Origin of the sequence: Streptococcus sp. 2106 (genome assembly GCF_013277315.1) — a bacterium.
GTDB lineage: Bacteria > Bacillota > Bacilli > Lactobacillales > Streptococcaceae > Streptococcus > Streptococcus pseudopneumoniae.
In genome coordinates, this window is sequence record NZ_VMMS01000096.1 from 1 (window position 1) to 17,433 (window position 17,433).

General features: G+C 40.9%; 11 protein-coding genes and 1 pseudogene. 2 read left to right on the top strand and 10 right to left on the bottom strand.

From position 1 onward, the window contains the following. Positions 1-113 precede the first annotated feature (113 nt). The 5 genes and pseudogenes from HT723_RS09815 to HT723_RS09840 all read right to left on the bottom strand — a co-directional run bounded on the left by HT723_RS09815 (position 114) and on the right by HT723_RS09840 (position 7,857). A protein-coding gene (locus tag HT723_RS09815; RefSeq protein ID WP_172935120.1) for an IS630 family transposase occupies positions 114-1,161 on the bottom strand; the annotation gives its coding sequence in 2 pieces (ribosomal slippage) (positions 114-666 and positions 665-1,161; 1,050 coding nt in all). An 84-nt stretch (positions 1,162-1,245) separates the two neighbouring features. Further along, the gene (gene glf, locus HT723_RS09820) at positions 1,246-2,346 is read right to left on the bottom strand and encodes a UDP-galactopyranose mutase (RefSeq protein WP_100104644.1); all 1,101 of its coding nucleotides are present in this window, start codon (positions 2,344-2,346) and stop codon (positions 1,246-1,248) included. Positions 2,347-2,632: 286 nt separating this feature from the next. Continuing rightward, positions 2,633-4,588 (bottom strand): annotated as a pseudogene (locus HT723_RS09825) (peptide ABC transporter substrate-binding protein). Positions 4,589-4,783: 195 nt separating this feature from the next. Then, positions 4,784-6,391, bottom strand: a complete 1,608-nt coding sequence (locus tag HT723_RS09835; protein ID WP_119920009.1) for an alpha-glucosidase — start codon at positions 6,389-6,391, stop codon at positions 4,784-4,786. A gap of 236 nt (positions 6,392-6,627) precedes the next feature. After that, on the bottom strand, positions 6,628-7,857 hold the full coding sequence (locus HT723_RS09840) for an IS110 family transposase (RefSeq protein WP_050262200.1): 1,230 nt from the start codon (positions 7,855-7,857) through the stop codon (positions 6,628-6,630). 299 nt (positions 7,858-8,156) lie between these two features. Between HT723_RS09840 and HT723_RS09845 the strand changes: the two genes are divergently transcribed. Further along, complete coding sequence (locus HT723_RS09845) at positions 8,157-9,641, top strand: DUF1846 domain-containing protein (RefSeq protein WP_172935121.1); 1,485 nt, start codon at positions 8,157-8,159, stop codon at positions 9,639-9,641. A 94-nt stretch (positions 9,642-9,735) separates the two neighbouring features. Next, positions 9,736-10,218, top strand: coding sequence for an S-ribosylhomocysteine lyase (locus HT723_RS09850; RefSeq protein ID WP_000032547.1), 483 nt, complete (start codon positions 9,736-9,738; stop codon positions 10,216-10,218). A 136-nt stretch (positions 10,219-10,354) separates the two neighbouring features. Here HT723_RS09850 and HT723_RS09855 read toward each other — a convergent pair whose 3' ends face one another. From HT723_RS09855 to rsmH, 5 genes are all read right to left on the bottom strand, one after another. After that, the gene (locus HT723_RS09855) at positions 10,355-12,460 is read right to left on the bottom strand and encodes an ATP-dependent Clp protease ATP-binding subunit (RefSeq protein WP_172935122.1); all 2,106 of its coding nucleotides are present in this window, start codon (positions 12,458-12,460) and stop codon (positions 10,355-10,357) included. 339 nt (positions 12,461-12,799) lie between these two features. Further along, a complete protein-coding gene (gene mraY / locus HT723_RS09860) occupies positions 12,800-13,780 on the bottom strand; it encodes a phospho-N-acetylmuramoyl-pentapeptide-transferase (protein ID WP_172935123.1) in 981 nt (326 codons plus the stop codon). Position 13,781: 1 nt separating this feature from the next. Then, a complete protein-coding gene (gene pbp2X, locus HT723_RS09865) occupies positions 13,782-16,034 on the bottom strand; it encodes a penicillin-binding protein PBP2X (RefSeq protein ID WP_172935124.1) in 2,253 nt (750 codons plus the stop codon). 3 nt (positions 16,035-16,037) lie between these two features. Further along, the gene (gene ftsL / locus HT723_RS09870; RefSeq protein ID WP_000840840.1) at positions 16,038-16,355 is read right to left on the bottom strand and encodes a cell division protein FtsL; all 318 of its coding nucleotides are present in this window, start codon (positions 16,353-16,355) and stop codon (positions 16,038-16,040) included. 11 nt (positions 16,356-16,366) lie between these two features. After that, the gene (rsmH, locus tag HT723_RS09875; protein WP_172935125.1) at positions 16,367-17,317 is read right to left on the bottom strand and encodes a 16S rRNA (cytosine(1402)-N(4))-methyltransferase RsmH; all 951 of its coding nucleotides are present in this window, start codon (positions 17,315-17,317) and stop codon (positions 16,367-16,369) included. Between the last annotated feature and the right edge of the window lie 116 nt (positions 17,318-17,433).

Below are 17,433 nucleotides of genomic sequence, written 5' to 3' on the forward strand. Positions count from 1 at the left end.
CTGCTTTGAGGTTGTAGATGAAGCTGACGTGGTTTGAAGAGATTTTCGAAGAGTATGACCAGCTTGCAAGCTGGTCTTTATGCTCTTTTCACAGTCTCATCAACCAGTTATACTCATCTACTTTCAAAAAGCATTCTAGTCCATCTCCGATTAACGATGGACTTTATCACCTCCTTCTCCAGTCCTTGTATAACATCTTGAAGTTGATTCATGACATCTTCCAAAGTTCGAAAGGCTTTATTCTTAAATCCACGTTTACGAATCTCTTTCCACACTTGTTCAATGGGGTTCATCTCTGGTGTGTATGGAGGAATAAAGGTAAAGCCAATATTAGTCGGAATCTTTAAGGTACTTGATTTATTCCATATGGCATTGTCCATAACGAGTAAAAGATAATCATCTGAATAAGCTTGTGAAAGCTCTTCTAAAAAGGCGTTCATCCACTCAGTATGACATCCACCAGCGATTAAGAAAAATGATTCGCCTGTATGGGCATCAACAGCTCCATAACAATAGCAAAATTCTCGTATATAGTGACTATGGATATGTGGACCTACTCCTATTGGAGACCAACAAGATCCCAGTTTACTGATTCTACCGAAACCAGCCTCATCTTGGTACATCAAGCGAACCTTACGAAAACGTCTACTGGTTTTAAATCGCTTTCTTTTCTTCTTGAATTGAGATTTTATTTTTAGACACTACAATGGTTTGAGCGTCTGCTTTCTTAGGATGTTCTGGACGTGGCCTAATATTTCGCCAACCATGGCGCTTCAAGAGTTGATAGAAGGTATCACGTGTGTAGGAACGACCTAACTCCTTTTTATAAGCCTGAAATAAGGCATCAATTGTAACAAATTCTCCTGCCTCTGCAGCCTTCAAATGGCGGGCAAGAAAGACTTTCTCTTCCTCAACTGTCATATATGCATGGTTACGACCACCACGTGTTTCTTGAAGGAGAGAGTCGAGTCCGAACTCCTCATATTTTTTTACGTTTCGCCAAATCGTTGTTTGATTACAGTCTAAAAGCTCTATAATCTCTTTATAAGATTTGCCCATCAGACGAAATAGAACGATTTGAAGGCATTTATGATATTTAGCTGTACGAGAGTCTCTTAAAAGTGTTTTGATAGCTTGGATTTCTTCTTTAGTTGATTTCATATTACTATTATATAATGCTTTTTGATTTTAGTTTAGTATAAAAATCTTAAGTAGCAAAGATTCTAAAATAACGGAATCCTTGCATTATTGTCCCAACTCTTCCTCGACCACTTCCAAGGCCCGTTCAATGACTACATGCATGTCGTAGTATTTATAATCAGCCAAACGTCCACAGAAAATGACCTTATCATTCTGTGCTGCTTCTTCTTGATAGTTAGCAAATAGGGCATTGTTTCTCTCGTCATTGATTGGATAATAAGGCTCATCTCCACCTTTCCAATCTGCTGGGTATTCACGAGTAATGACCGTTTTAGCTTGTGCTCCGTACTCAAAATGTTTATGCTCAATAATGCGAGTATAAGGAATTTCTCGTTCTGTATAGTTGACAACAGCATTTCCTTGATAGTTTTCTTCATCAAAAACTTCATGCTCAAAACGAAGACTACGGTATTCTAACTCACCATGTTTATAATCAAAGTATTGGTCAATCATCCCTGTAAAGACAACTTTTTCAGCAGAAGCTTCTAATTCTTGACGATTGGCAAAAAAGTCAAGACCAAGTTCTACTTCCACATCCTTGAGCATATTTTCAATGATAACGTTGTAACCACCAATTGGAATACCCTGGTAACGGTCATTGAAGTAGTTATTATCAAAAGTCAAACGAACTGGTAGACGTTTAATAATAAACGGTGGAAGGTCAGTAGCAGAACGTCCCCATTGCTTTTCAGTATATCCTTTAATCAATTTTTCATAAATATCTGGACCGATCAACTTGATAGCCTGCTCTTCCAAGTTTTTCGGTTCAACGTCCTTCATATGAGCCGTTTGCTCAGCAATCTTATCTTTGACCTCTTGAGGAGTTTTTGTCCCCCATATAGCATAGAAAGTATTCATATTGAAAGGTAGATTATAAAGGCTACCCTTGTAATTAGCTAGAGGCGAGTTGATATAATTGTTAAACTCAGCAAATTGATTCACATAATCCCAAACTTTTTTACTAGAAGTATGAAAGATATGGGCACCATATTTATGAACATTAACCCCTTCTACATTCTCACAGTAGATATTTCCACCAATGTGGTCACGTTTATCAATAACTTTTACTTTTTTTCCACGCTTGGTTGCTTCATAAGCAAAAATTGCTCCCGACAAACCAGCACCAACGATTAGATAGTCGTACATAGTCTCTCCCTTATCATTTACCTCTCATCTCCTTAACTATAGCAAAAGAGAGAATCTTATACTCTTCGAAAATCTCTTCAAACCACGTCAGCGTCCATCTGCAACCTCAAAACAGTACTTTGAGCTAACTTCTCAGTTACTCTTTAATTTTTATTGAGTATTCGTTTCAATCTATTTTAGCACAAAACAAATCATTTCTCAGTTTTCAATAGCCGAGTGATTTAAAAAGACAAGCACCAAAACTGATGTTTGTCTTTATGATTTTCCTTGAAAAGGCTATTTCTAACTATTTAACATGTTTTTCTGCTTCTTTTTGGGCTTTTTCGATTGCTTTTTTGCTTTCTTGATCCCATTTGGTCTTAGCTTCTTCAAACTGTTTAGTCGTCACAGTGTCTTTTGCAGTTTCATGTACTTGTAGTTATTGCCATCACCCTTAATACCAGCCAATGAATAGCCTCTTGTAAATGGCGTTACTTTGGTTACAGATGCTGTTCCACCACTTGACATAGCTGACATAATCAGAGAATTATCAATCATCCAAGCCTGTGCTTCAGCATATTTTTCGTAACGTTTGGCTACATCTTTATTTTCACTATCTGCATCTTTAAGTATATTAGTATAGGTATCCAGACCTAGGCTAGTGATTTTTTCCTTATCTTCCTTGGCATCTAGTCCAAAAATCTTAAGGTAGAATCCATCCTCTGCATTGAAAGGATTGAGATAAGTTGATGGATCTTGATAGTCACCTACCCAGCCATCAAAGTTCAAATCATAGTCTCTATCAGCTGCTGTCGGTGCTAAGAAGGCTACATTATTAAAATCATCTGTTGAAAGTTGCTGAACATCAATGACGATGTTATCAGCCCCCAAAACCGACTCAAGGGTCTACTTAACTGAGTTCATGCCTGTCACAGCATTTTTACTTGTCTGATCAACTGCAACATCCAAGTGAATTGGGAAAGTCACACCTTGACTTGCCAATTTTTTTTAGCTTCCGCAAATTTTGCTTGGGCTTTTTCTTTGTTGAAATAGGCATCCTGAGCATCTGCCAGGTTAATACCTGACCATTCTGTTCCGTAGTTGACCAATTTAGAAGCGACTACTTCTCCAAAGGTCTTGTCTCCAACTTGGACAAATGTAGGAGGTACTAGGGTGTTACGAAGAGTCTTGCTAGCTGCTTCTTCCCCATTTGACTGAGCAGAATAGGCTGTGCGGTCCAAGGCAAAGTTCACCGCTTGGCGGAAGTTCTTGTTCAAAACAGCTGTCTCAGTTGACTTCTTCTGCTCATCTGTCGTTTTAGCAGTGTGATTGTAGGCCTTACGGTTAACGTTGAAATTGAAATACCAAGAAGTCTTGTCCTGCAAGCTATAGACGATATTATCCTTATATTTCTCCTTGGTCTTAGCCAAGTTAGAACTATTTGGATAAACCCCAGCGATAGAATAAGCTCCACTTTCAAAGTTACGGATGGTCAATTCTTGGTCTGAACCATCAAAATAGGCCAATTTCACATGTTCAATTGATACTTTGTCATGATCATAGTAATGCGGATTTTTCGCATACTCGATTGATGATTTTGATGTGAAATCTTTTAACAAATAAGGTCCGCTGTAGAGAATACTATCTGGAGATAGGGTACCAAAATCTTTCCCTTTTGAGTTTAAAAACTCTTCGTTTACTGGGAAAAGAATACTGTTGGTTGTTTTTGAGTTCCAGTAAGGTTCTGGCCGTGACAAAGTATACTCAACAGTCTGGTCGTCAATAGCCTTCACCCCAACCTTAGAAAAGTCAGAATTCGCTCCTGTAATATAATCATTCAAGCCCTTAATCGAGTTTTGAATCAAGTCAATGGCCTGTGATTTATTATCCACTGCGTACTTGATACCTGTCACAAAATCTTGTGCCTTAACTGGGGCGTACTCTTCACCGTCAGCCGTGAACCATTTGGCACTTTTCTCAATTTGTAAGTATAAGTCAGACCGCCGCTTGAAACAGACCAGTCCTCTGCTAAAGACGGAACTAGATTTCCGTAATTGTCATTTTCAAGCAAACCATCAACTAGGTTGGTAATGATGGCTGTATTATCAGCGTAGTAGTCTAACAAGTAGTTAAATGCAGTTGGATTTCCACTAAAGGTTGATGAGTAAGTTTTTGTATCTGAACCTGATTGTCCGCAAGCAGCTAAAAGCAAGGCAAATGCAAAAGTCAGGCCTGCACTAAGGACACTCTTTTTTGTATTCATCTCCCTTCTACTTTATGTTAGTTTTTGTAACATAGGTTTGTTTTACCAAAATAGTGGAAATTTGTAAAGTTAATTGAATTTCGAGAATGAAAGTTTATAAACCTTGGTTATAAAAAACAAAGGATTTCTGCCTTTTCATACAGCCTTCCCTTGTTTTTATGCGATTTCAATTTTAAATTTTTCTGTAAAAAATATTTATAGTAATTCCACACAGAAAGCATCCCATGGAGCTAAGATTTGTTTTTCAAAGACTTCTTGAGCTAGGGTGTTTTCAATCAAGAGCGATTTGACGTTTCCTTCTACTGCCAAGTCTTGCTCTTCATTGGACAAGTTAGCCACAACTAGGAAACGACGGTCGCCATCTTTACGGATATAGGCAAAGACCTTGTCAGCCGTGTCAAGCAATTCAAAGTCAGCTCGAATTAGCCAGCTATTCTCCTTGCGAATTTGGACCAGTTTCTGATAGGTATAGAAAATAGAATCTGAACTTGCCAGCGCTTCTTGGACATTGATCATCTCGTAATTTGGATTAACCGCCAACCAAGGCTGACCTGCCGAGAAACCGGCGTTTTTGCTCTCGTCCCATTGCATAGGGGTACGGGCATTGTCACGTCCAATGACACGGATACTGTCCATAATTTCTTCCAGCGGAACACCTTTTTCAAGAGCCTCACGCGCATAGTTGAGGGATTCAATATCTTCTACTTGATCCAGTGTTTCAAACGGATAGTTGGTCATCCCAATCTCCTCACCTTGGTAGATATAAGGAGTTCCTCTCATGAGATGAAGTAAGATTGCAAAGGCTTTGGCAGATTTTTCGCGGTATTCTTGGTCATTTCCCCAGATTGAGACAATACGAGGGAGGTCATGGTTGTTCCAGAAGAGGGAATTCCAGCCGTCCTCAACTCCTAACTCTGTCTGCCATTTGTTGAAGATTTCTTTTAACTTAGCGATATTCAGCTCTTTTTGATAGTGCCATTTAGGCTGACCTTCCTGATACTGAAGACCGATATGTTCAAACTGGAAGACCATAGACAATTCTTGCCCCTTTGGATCAGAGTAGAGCTTGGCAATCTCTGGCGTTGCTCCCCAAGTCTCCCCTACTGTCAAGAGATCCTTATCTCCAAAGGTCGCCTGATTCATTTCCTTGAGATAGGGATGAAGCATAGGACCATTATTGACTACCTTCTCGTCAGGAATTTTGCCAATCATGTCAATAACATCCATACGGAAACCACCAATACCTTTATCAATCCAGAAGTCCATCATATCATAAATTTTCTGGCGAAGTTTTTCATTTTCCCAGTTGAGATCCGGCTGTTTCTTACTGAAAAAGTGGAGATAGTATTGACCTGACTTTTCATCGTATTCCCAAGCAGACCCACTAAAGATAGACTCCAAATCATTGGGTTCATCGCGCCAGATATAGTAGTCTCGCTCAGGGCTATTAGGATTTTCACAGGCCTCTACAAACCAAGCATGTTCATCCGAGGTATGATTGACCACCAAGTCCATGATGATACGAATATCACGCTTCTTAGCTTCCGCAATCAGTTGATCCATATCCTCCATGGTTCCAAAAATCGTTGCAATCGCTTGATAATCAGCAATATCGTAGCCATTATCATCCATAGGGCTGTCATAAACGGGAGAAAGCCAAATCGCTGTAATCCCTAGCTTGGCTAGATAGTCTAACTTACTGGTAATTCCTGGCAAATCGCCAATTCCATCTCCGTTGCTGTCCATGAAACTCTTTGGATAAACTTGATAGACTACGGCATTGTGCCACCATTTTTCTTGCATCTTCTTACCTCATTATTTTAATAATCTACAATCTATGATAGCGCTTTTTGAATTTTTGTGCAAGCCTTCGCCTAATCTTTTTGATTCCTTTTTTAACTCCATAGTTTCCTAACTTCCAATTTTTTATTATAATAGAGGTCAGAGGTAAAGTTTGAAAAAAATAAAAGTTAGTTGATTGCTTATTTATCCTAATTTTGGGCACACTAAAAAGAGGTTTTGACACCTAAATTTTAAAATTAAAGCACGTTGAATCCGTGCTGTTGTGCAAAACGAACGGCATCTTGGACAGACATTGTCTTATCAGGATTTCTTATTTCTGTAAGACCTTGTAATCTTGGATTATAACTCTCCTGTTTTAGAAGTACATGGTAGATGGCAACCAATAATCTGCGACAAATAGCGATGATAGCTTTTCGATGCCCCCGTCGTTTCTTGAGTTTGAGATATTTATTTCGTAGTTCAGGGTGCTTCTCTGATTTAACCACGGCATTAGCTATTTGAACAAGAAAAGGTTTGAGATAGTGACCGCCTTTCGAAATACGAGTAGAGAACTTCTTTCCTGCACTTTCATTGTTGGCAGGAACTAATCCGCCCCAAGAACAAAGTTTACCTGCAGTACTAAAGACAGTCATATCAGCTCCGATTTCAGAGAGTATTCTGAGAGCAGATAGCTCCTCTTTGAAACCAGGCACGGTTTGGATCAGTTTAACCTGTTCTTGGTATTCTTGACCGAGCTTCCGAATCATGGTTTCTAAATCTTCTTTACAGACGGCCAGAGCATCATAGTGTTCCTTGATGATTCTGATTTTCTCAGCTTGTTCAGGTGTTACCTCCTCCTCGATAGCGATTTTCAGGTCCTGCACCTTATCCTTCATTCTCTTATGAACCAACTGTTCAATGTTTGGTTTGTCCTCTGGATTGTCAAGGATGCTCTGAATAATAGCCTGAGCACTTTTTCCGAACACGTCGGAAACGACACTTGCAATCTGAAGATTAGACCAAGTTAGACAGTTCTGGTAACGATTTTTCTCGCTGACTTGAAGTTGTGTTAATTTCATGCGATAGCGAAAAAGGTCTCGGAGTTGTCTAATTTTAAGAGGTGGGATAAAGCTAGAAGCAACTAAATCATGCTTGAAGAGGTCGGCTATCCACTGCGCATCTTTCTTGTCGGTCTTCTTTCCTCTGATAGCCTTGACATACTTGGGGTGAGCCAAGCAAATCTTGCAGGATTTTTCAAGGATATTGAAGACAGGAATCCAATATTTACCGGTAGATTCCATACAGACATCAAAGCAAGAATAGTATTCTAGCCAGTCTCGTAGCTGTACTAACCCATTTGTAAAAGTTGAGAAACGTTTACGATGGTAGCTTGTGAGTCCTTGCTTGTCAGTGATGGCAATAACTGCTACAACAAAGGTTTTATGCACATCAATGCCACAACAATTAGGATAAATAATTTTTAACATGAGGGGTCTCCCTTCACCAAATTTGAGTCTGCCTATCCCTTGACTATCCTTTCCTTTCACAAACGAGTCGCTTATTCAATTATAAGTTTACATGCTCCTAGTCACAGTTCTTGTGCTTGAGGGAAAGAATGACACCTATAAAAATGCGAGGTAGTGGCTGTACCACTCACTTATTCACCTCTCCGTGATTTGTAGTAGTGATAGGCTTTCTCACTATTATTATAAAACAAAATAAAGAGCACAACACTTTTTCATTCTGTCTTGTGCCTTGAGTGAAACGAAAGGAATGAATTATAAAAATGAAAAAACAAGCTTTTAGTTCTGAACAATATTTGAATCTACAGCGCGACCACATTTTGGAGCGCATTAATCAATTTGACGGTAAACTCTACTTGGAGTTTGGTGGCAAAATGTTAGAAGACTTCCACGCTGCTCGCGTGCTTCCTGGTTATGAGCCTGACAACAAAATCAAGCTCTTGCAAGAATTGAAAGAGCAAGTCGAGGTTGTGATTGCCATTAACGCTAGCAACATCGAACATTCCAAGGCACGTGGCGACTTAGGCATTTCTTATGACCAAGAAGTCCTTCGCTTGATTGACAAATTCAATGAACTGGGAATTTTTGTCGGCTCAGTGGTCATCACACAGTACGCTGGCCAACCAGCTGCAGATGTCTTCCGCAACCAACTCGAGAAAAACGGAATTGATTCTTATCTTCATTATCCAATCAAAGGATATCCAACAGATATGGATCACATCATTTCTCCAGAAGGTATGGGGAAAAATGACTACATCAAAACCAGTCGCAACTTGATCGTCGTAACCGCTCCTGGACCTGGTTCTGGAAAATTGGCAACTTGTATGTCCAATATGTACCACGACCAAATCAATGGCATCAAGTCTGGCTACGCTAAATTTGAAACCTTCCCAGTTTGGAATCTTCCCCTTCATCACCCAGTCAATTTGGCCTACGAGGCTGCCACAGCTGACCTTGATGATGTCAACATGATCGACCCCTTCCATCTCCAAACTTACGTAGAGACCACTGTCAACTACAACCGTGATATTGAAATTTTCCCAGTTCTGAAACGCATGTTGGAACGTATCCTAGGAGAATCTCCATACGCTTCTCCAACAGATATGGGAGTCAACATGGTTGGTTTTGCTATTACTGATGACGAGGCTGCTATCGAAGCCTCTAAACAAGAAATCATCCGTCGCTACTATCAGACTGTTCTTGATTTCAAAGCCGAAAAAGTGGGCGAATCTGCTGTCAAGAAAATTGAGTTGCTTATGAACGACCTCGGCATCACACCTGCAGACCGTAAGGTTGCTGTCGTTGCGCGTCAAAAAGCAGAAGAAACTGGCGGACCAGCCCTAGCCCTTGAATTGCCAACTGGGGAAATTGTCACTGGTAAGAACTCAGAACTCTTTGGTCCTACAGCCGCTGCTCTTATCAACGCCATCAAGAAATCAGCTGACATTGCCAAAGAAGTAAAACTAATCGAGCCTGAAGTTGTTAAGCCAATCCAAGGTCTTAAAATCGATCATCTCGGTAGCCGCAATCCACGCCTGCATTCAAATGAAATCCTGATTGCACTTGCTATCACAGCTACAGAAAATCCTGATGCTGCTCGTGCCATGGAAGAACTTGGTAACCTCAAAGGAAGCGAAGCCCACTCAACCATCATCTTGACAGACGAAGACAAGAACGTCCTTCGCAAACTAGGCATCAACGTAACCTTTGACCCTTACTACCAATACGACCGCTTATATCGTAAGTAAAGATTTGAACCTCTCCACCTTCGGAGAGGTTTTCTCTCTGCCTCAAGAGCCGGCTTTATGTTATAATGAAAAGAGAAAACTGAAAGGATTTACCATGTCAAAAGAAGTTATTGTTGAAAGTTTTGAACTTGACCACACTATTGTTAAAGCACCTTATGTCCGCTTGATTGGGGAAGAAACTGGACCAAAAGGAGACATCATCTCCAATTATGATATTCGCTTGGTACAACCCAATGAAGACTCGATCCCTACCGCTGGCCTTCACACTATCGAGCACCTCTTGGCCAAACTCATCCGTACTCGCATTGACGGCATGATTGACTGTTCACCATTTGGTTGCCGTACAGGCTTCCACATGATTATGTGGGGACGTCACACCAGTGCTGAAATCGCGGCTGTTATCAAAGATTCGCTTAAGGAAATCGCTGAAACCACTACTTGGGAAGATGTTCCTGGAACAACCATCGAATCTTGCGGAAACTATAAGGATCACAGTCTCTTTTCTGCTAAAGAATGGGCAAAACTTATTCTAGAACAAGGGATTTCAGATGATGCCTTTGAACGTCATGTGATTTAAACATAAAAGGAACCAGTTTTTTTCAGCTGGCTCCTTCTTTTTTTATTCTCAAAATTTTGTCTTATACTCAATGAAAATCAAAGAGCAAACTAGAAAACTAGCCGTAGGTTGCTCAANNTTTGATTTTCGAAGAGTATTAGGCTTTTTCACGAATAACCAAACCACCATCTTCCATATCTGCTTCCAGATGTTTAGCATCTAGGTGATCCAAGTGGAAGTCTGTGACTTTGTCACGGATTTGTTGTTCAACCACACGACGGAGTGGACGAACACCCATGACTTCATCGTAGCCTTCCTCAGTCATGTATTCTTTAGCAGCTTCGCTCACTGCCAAGTCAATGTCTTTCTTAGAAAGCGTCTTGTTAACTTCAACCAACATAAGGTCTACAATCTTAGAAAGATCTTCTTTGCTCAAGTGTGAGAATTCGATGACAGCATTGAAACGGTTAAGGAATTCTGGACGGAAGTAAGGTTTCAAACGATCCATCAATTCTGGTTTATCAGCATCTTCTGTCAAGTTAGCTTCGTAACCAAAGCCTGCGTTTGAAGTTGCGATAATCACTGTATTCTTGAAGTTGACAGTGTTACCTTGACCATCTGTCAAACGACCATCGTCCAAAACTTGAAGGAGAAGGGTGATGACTTGAGGGTCAGCCTTTTCAATTTCGTCGAGAAGGACGATTGAGTATGGATTGCGACGGACGCGTTCTGTTAAGGTATTGCTATTGTCATCATAACCCACATAGCCTGCTGTTGTACCAATTAGCTTAGAAACAGCTGTGCGGTCGCTGTATTCTGACATGTCCAAACGGATGATCGCATCCTTGGTTCCGAACATATCAAGAGCCAATTGTTTAGCCAACTCAGTCTTACCAACACCAGTAGGACCTACAAAGAGGAAACTACCGATTGGGCGATTACCTTCATCAAAACCAGCACGGCTACGACGGATAGCACGAGAAACAGCTTCAACTGCCTTATCTTGACCGATTACCTTGTCTTGCAAGCGATGAGCCATATCTTTCAAACGCTCGATGTCTGATGCTCCCATTTGTGACACTGGAATACCGGTCATTCGTTCTACAGATTCAGCCACATCGTTGACACTTGCAGTCACTTTCATATCTTCTGTGTGGTTTTCGATTTTCTTTTCCAATTCTGCGATGCGTGTTTTATAGTTTAGAGCTGCTTCAAAATCTTCTGCCTCAACAGCTTTTTCTTGCTTGTCTTTTTCTACCTCAATTTCACGTTCAACAGCATGCACATCTGTTACAGGATGCTGAGCCGCCAAGTGAGCAGCCGTTACATCGACAAGATCAATAGCCTTATCTGGCAAGCTACGTTGAGGAATGTATTGAACAGAATAATCTACTGCTGCTTTCAAGACTTCGTCTGGCAAGATAACATTGTGGTGTTGTTGATAAAGATCTCGAATACCTTGAAGAATCTTGAAAGTATCTTCAGCAGATGGAGCATTAACCTTCACTTCGTTGAAACGACGAGCAAGGGCTGCATTCTTCAAGATAGTGTTACGGTATTCGTCTTGAGTCGTTGCCCCAATCACTGTCAATTCTCCACGAGAGAGAGCTGGCTTGAGAATATCCGCAAGCCCCTTAGATCCACTATCTCCACCAGTGCTACCAGCACCGAGAATTTGGTGAATTTCATCAAAGAAGAGGATAATATTTCCTGCTTCTTTTACTTCGTTTACTAGATTTTGCACATTTTCTTCAAAGCTACCACGGTATTGAGTACCAGCCTCAAGACCTGAGATGTCAATGGAAATAATTTCCTTATTCTTAATGGCAGCTGGAACATCACCGTTCACAATGGCTTGTGCCAAGCCTTCGACAACTGCTGTCTTACCAACACCTGCATCTCCGACCAAAACAGGATTATTCTTGGTACGACGTGAGAGGATTTCAGATGTTTCTTGAATTTCCTCGTTTCGTCCGATAACAGGATCCAACTTGCCCTCGCGAGCTTCTGCTGTCAAGTTACGACCTAGTTTAGCAAGGACACCATCTTGTTTCATACCTGAAGCCTGTTGTGGCATTTGTACATCAGCTTCTGCATTTCCTGGTAATTGACCAGTCGCACGATAGTGAGCAAATTCCTCAGGTGTCACTTCACGTCCATTAATCAAGTAACGCCGATTTTCAGAACTATATCCTCGCATACCACCCATCAATTGGTTAAATAAATCATCCATGTTGTTAAAGTTATTAAAGTTGTTGTTCATATTCTTTACCTCTTTTTGTTTACTCAGTTATAATTACTGATATTGACTATCTTTGACCTTTGTCTTAAAAAATTTAGACTAGCTAGATTGCTACTCTACGTACTATTTCTGGTTTTTCTTTTTCAAGCAGGAGTAGACTATCTTTACTTCTGAAGATTTCTAGATTAAACATAGACCCCACCTCTTTCTATTTTACTTTAAATAAGTGTTCTAGTAAGGCTTTCATTTACCTTACGTTCATAATATACTACATTAGTCAGAAAAGGTCAAGTAGTTTGACTTTAATTGACCAATATTTTTTAAAAATCAAAAACACCCTGAAACATCAGGGTGCCATTCTTATCTCAAATACAAAATTGCTAGGGTCAGGAGACTTGCTAGAAGCCCAACTCCCCAAAAGAAGAAGTCAACCTTCCACTCGCTCCAAGGATTTCCTTTACCAGAAAATCCCCCAAGCTCAAAATGGTGATGGACAGGCGTCATACGGAAAATACGTTTACCACCTGTCAGTTTGAAATAGCCGATTTGCATCATGACCGAAGTTGTTTCAAAAACATACACAATTCCGATAATCAAGAGAGTCCATTCTTGGTGAAGAGCCATAGAAATCGCTGCCAACATTCCACCTAAAGCCAAACTTCCCACATCTCCCATAAAGACTTTAGCAGGCTTATGGTTAAAGACGAAGAAACCGAGCAAACCACCAATCATGGCTAGAATCACTAGAAGAATATCCATCTGGCCTTGCACATAGGCAATAACTCCATAGGCAGACAAACTAATCACAACGGAAATACTAGCTAGACCGTCAATACCATCTGTCAAGTTGACTGCGTTTGAAAAACCGACCAGCCAGAAAAGGGCGAAGAAAATATAGAAAATCCCTAGATGCACTTGGTAGCCAAAGACAGAAAGCATATCGCCACCGCGCTCATAGAAAAGGTAGAAAATGACGCCACCTAGAAGCTGAAGAGCCAATTTCTGTTTGGGGTTAAGCCCCTCATTGATTTTACGAAAGACCTTGAGAAAGTCATCTAAAAATCCGACAAGGCCATAAAGGACCAAGATGAACAAAATCATTCCCACATTATTGGTCAATTGTTTTGAAAAAAGAGCAAGAAGGAAACTCACCACAACTGCAGCAATGAGGAAAATAAGTCCCCCCATAGTTGGCGTGCCAGCTTTTGCCTGATGCTGTTTAACATCCTCATGCATCTGCTGGCCTGTAATTTGCGCCTTTCTATAAAATTGGATAAAGGCTGGAATTCCTACCAAAGTTAGTAAAAATGTCACAATTCCAGCACTGATGGAAATAAACATATTAGTCTCCTAAAGTTAATGTAATTTTTTTAATGTCCTTGATAGCTGTATTAGCACGAACATCTTGCTTCTGCACAGTAGAGCCTGAACCTTCAAATACAAGTTCTATATTTAACCACTTAGAAAAAGCTTCTGCGGTTGCTTTTGTCCAACCATACATATCTGGAACTTCCTCTGCTTTATCAGATAAGAGGAGAACTTGCTGGTTAGGTGCAAGATCTGTCCCTTCTTCTACAGATGATTCTTTAATCTTTGTTCCTGTTCCCACAACGATTGGTTGCACAATATTGCGACGTAAGGCTTCCGCCAAATCACCGGGTGAAATATCCTTAATGCTAGGCATGGCATAAACGCTTTGATTGGTTACATGATCTAACGTTTTAGCGGTAGATTGCAGGTTAAGGGAATCTTTCATAGCCACTGCCCTTTCCAAAATAGGATTGGCAAATTCTCCCAACTGGATACCTGCATAATGCTCAGGCTGTTGAACCGTCACATAGAGAATAAAATCAGGATTTTCAGCAGGGTTCATCGACACAGCCGAAAAAATGTAATTGGTCGTACCAACTAAGTAACCTCCATTTTTCTCATCGGCAATCTGGGCCGTACCGGACTTGAGGGCGACATTTTGACCAGGAACAGTTACAGTTGGCTTGCCTGTGCTGTGGTTATACATGGTTCCATAAACTGGATCTGTTCCTACCAAAACCATGTTGGTTCGAGTTAGACTAGCTGCATCTTTAGAAACAGGATTTCCTACAATCTCTTTTTGAGATTTCCGAACAGATTGGTCATTTGGGTCATACAAGGCACTGATAAATTTAGGTTCTAGCATGACGCCATCATTGGCAATAGCGGTAAAGGCACGAATCATTTGCGTCTGGGTCACTGAAATCCCTTGCCCAAATGAGCTTTGCCCAATGCTGACAATATTATCCGCAGGAAGTTGCCCAGCATACTCATCCGTCAAACCGAAACGGGTCGGAACACCAAATTTAAAGCGATTAAGATAATCAAGCCAGGTAGCATCTCCCATCTTTTTCTCAAGAAGGGTCATCCCAACGTTACTTGAGTGAGCGAACCCTTGAGAAAAGGTCATCATTCCTCCGCCAGTTAATCCTTCATTGACGTCCCAATCTCGGGTAGTAACATCTGCTACTTTTAACTCACTACTATTGAAAACTTCTCCTCCTGGGAAAGTATTATTATCAATAGCAGCAGCGAGCGTCATGACCTTCATGGGTGACCCTGGCTCATAGTTACTTTGATAGAGGATATCACGCCAAACAAAGTCCTTGGTAAGTCCTTCCTTAGTATCGGCATCAAAGGTAGGTCGTTGGGTAGTAGCGAGGATTTCACCTGTCTTTGCACTGACCAAGGTCGCGGTCATATACTTACCTTTTACTTTTTCTAGAAAAGCATCCATCTGAGTTTCCATGAAAGATTGGAGCGGGCTAGACAATGTTGTATAAACATCCTTGCCGTCTACCGTTTGTTGGGAAACTTGTTCCGTTCCGGGGACAATATTACCCAGACGGTCTTTTTCATAGGTAATAATGCCGTCTGTCCCTGCAAGAATACTGTTCAAGGAACTCTCCATTCCAGAGGTTCCCAACAAACTCTTGCTGCCATCTTCATTTTCATGGAGCTGAGCTAGACCAATAAAACTAGAAGCAAATTGTCCGTTTGGGTAACTACGATTGGGACTGGTTGTAAAATCAATCCCCTTGACCTCTGCAGTTTCCAACTCTTTTTTGATAGACATCATATTGGCATAGGTAATCCCATTGCCCTTTGCTCCAAAGGAAACTTGCTTGAGATTAGGTTGCGAGAGTTGCTCTCTTACATAGGATTCTTCCATGTCCAGATACTTATGAAAGACCTCTGCAACCTTGTTAAATTGTGTTTTTTCTACGTAAAGAATCTTACCCGTTGCTGACTTATAGTTCTCATCAATGACCGCATAGACATTATAGGAGGTTGCATCCTCAGCAATCGGGACTCCATTTCGGTCATAAATAGTCCCACGTTTGGCAGGAACTGTACGGGTGGTTTGATGAACCTTCTTAGCTTCCTTCGCTAAATCTGTTCCAAAGCGAGTGCCCGTCCCAATAATGACCGCAAAATTGACTAAAAAAACGGCAAAAACAAAGACAGATAATAAACTCAGACTTTTTCCAACTCTGCGTCTGTTTTCAGCCGGCGATTTCCGATTTTTCGTCGCATAACGGATTACTCTTTTTGTCCACTTCATATCTTACTCCGCTATTCGAATATTTTCATTGTTTAATTGCAAATCGTGTGAATTGGCAATCTCTTTCAAACGTTCTGCACGTAATAGTTCATTGACCTCTTGCTTGGCATCGTCCAATTCGGTCTTCTTTTCCTCTATCTGCGCATTGATTTTTGTCAAATCATTCTGTACTTGCAAAAGCTTGGTCTGCATAAAAATAATACTAATTGCTACAATAAGAGTGGTTACAGCAATGGAAAAGTAAAAAGCTTTTTCCACACGCGAAAACCGTTTAAGTTGCATCTGTAGTATTTGACCTGTTTTTTCCATTCTTTCTGCCATCTTTTTTCCTCTTACTTGTGAATTTTTCTGGCCACGCGCAACTTGGCTGAGTGCGAGCGGTTATTGGCTTCTAATTCTTCTGCACTTGGCAAGATTGGCTTACGGGATACCAATTCCATCTTGGGCTTGAGATCATCTGGGATGAAGGGTAAGCCTTTTGGAACTTCAACTGTTGAAGCTTCCTTGAACAATTGCTTGGTCAAGCGATCTTCTAAGGAATGAAAGGTAATCACTGAAATCCTACCATCCAGAGCCAACATATCCATAGCCTGCTGGATGGACTCATCTGCCGCTCCCAGTTCATCATTGACTTCAATTCGGATAGCCTGGAAAATCTGCTTGGCAGGATGGCCCTTCTTCTTGAGCTCCTTGGCAGGTTTGGCCGACTTGATAATCTCTGCTAACTCAGTCGTTGTCTCAATCGGCTTGACTTCCCGAGCTTGTTCAATCTTACGGGCAATTTGTTTAGAAAACTTATCCTCGCCATACTTAAAGAAAATTCGGACTAAGTCATGATAGTCATAGTGGTTCACCACTTCATAGGCTGTCAGACTAGCATCCTGATTCATCCGCATGTCCAGTGGCGCATCCTTTTTATAAGAAAAACCACGCTCACGCTGGTCTAATTGAGGACTAGACACTCCCAAGTCATAACAAATTCCATCAACTTCCTGAACACCAGCTTCGCGCAAACGTGCCTGTAAATGACGGAAATTATCCTTGATAAAGGTCACCATTCCCTTCTCAATGTAAGGTGCCAAGCGTTTTTGCGCATTGTCAATGGCATTCTGATCTTGGTCAAAGGCATAGAGATGGCCTTTTTCACTTAATTTACTTAATAAATACTCGCTATGGCCTGCTCCACCCAAAGTCGCATCAACGTAGATACCGTCGGGCTTTACGTCAAGCATATCAATCGTTTCGTGGAGTAAGACCGTTACATGATGAAATTCTTTTGTCATATCTTATCTATTTTACCACAAATCCGACCAGCTTGCACTAGTCAGACAAATCAGACAAGGAGGCCAAATTTCAAGTTCAAGTTAGCCATGAAGAAGTCTTCTCTGGGTGATTTGTA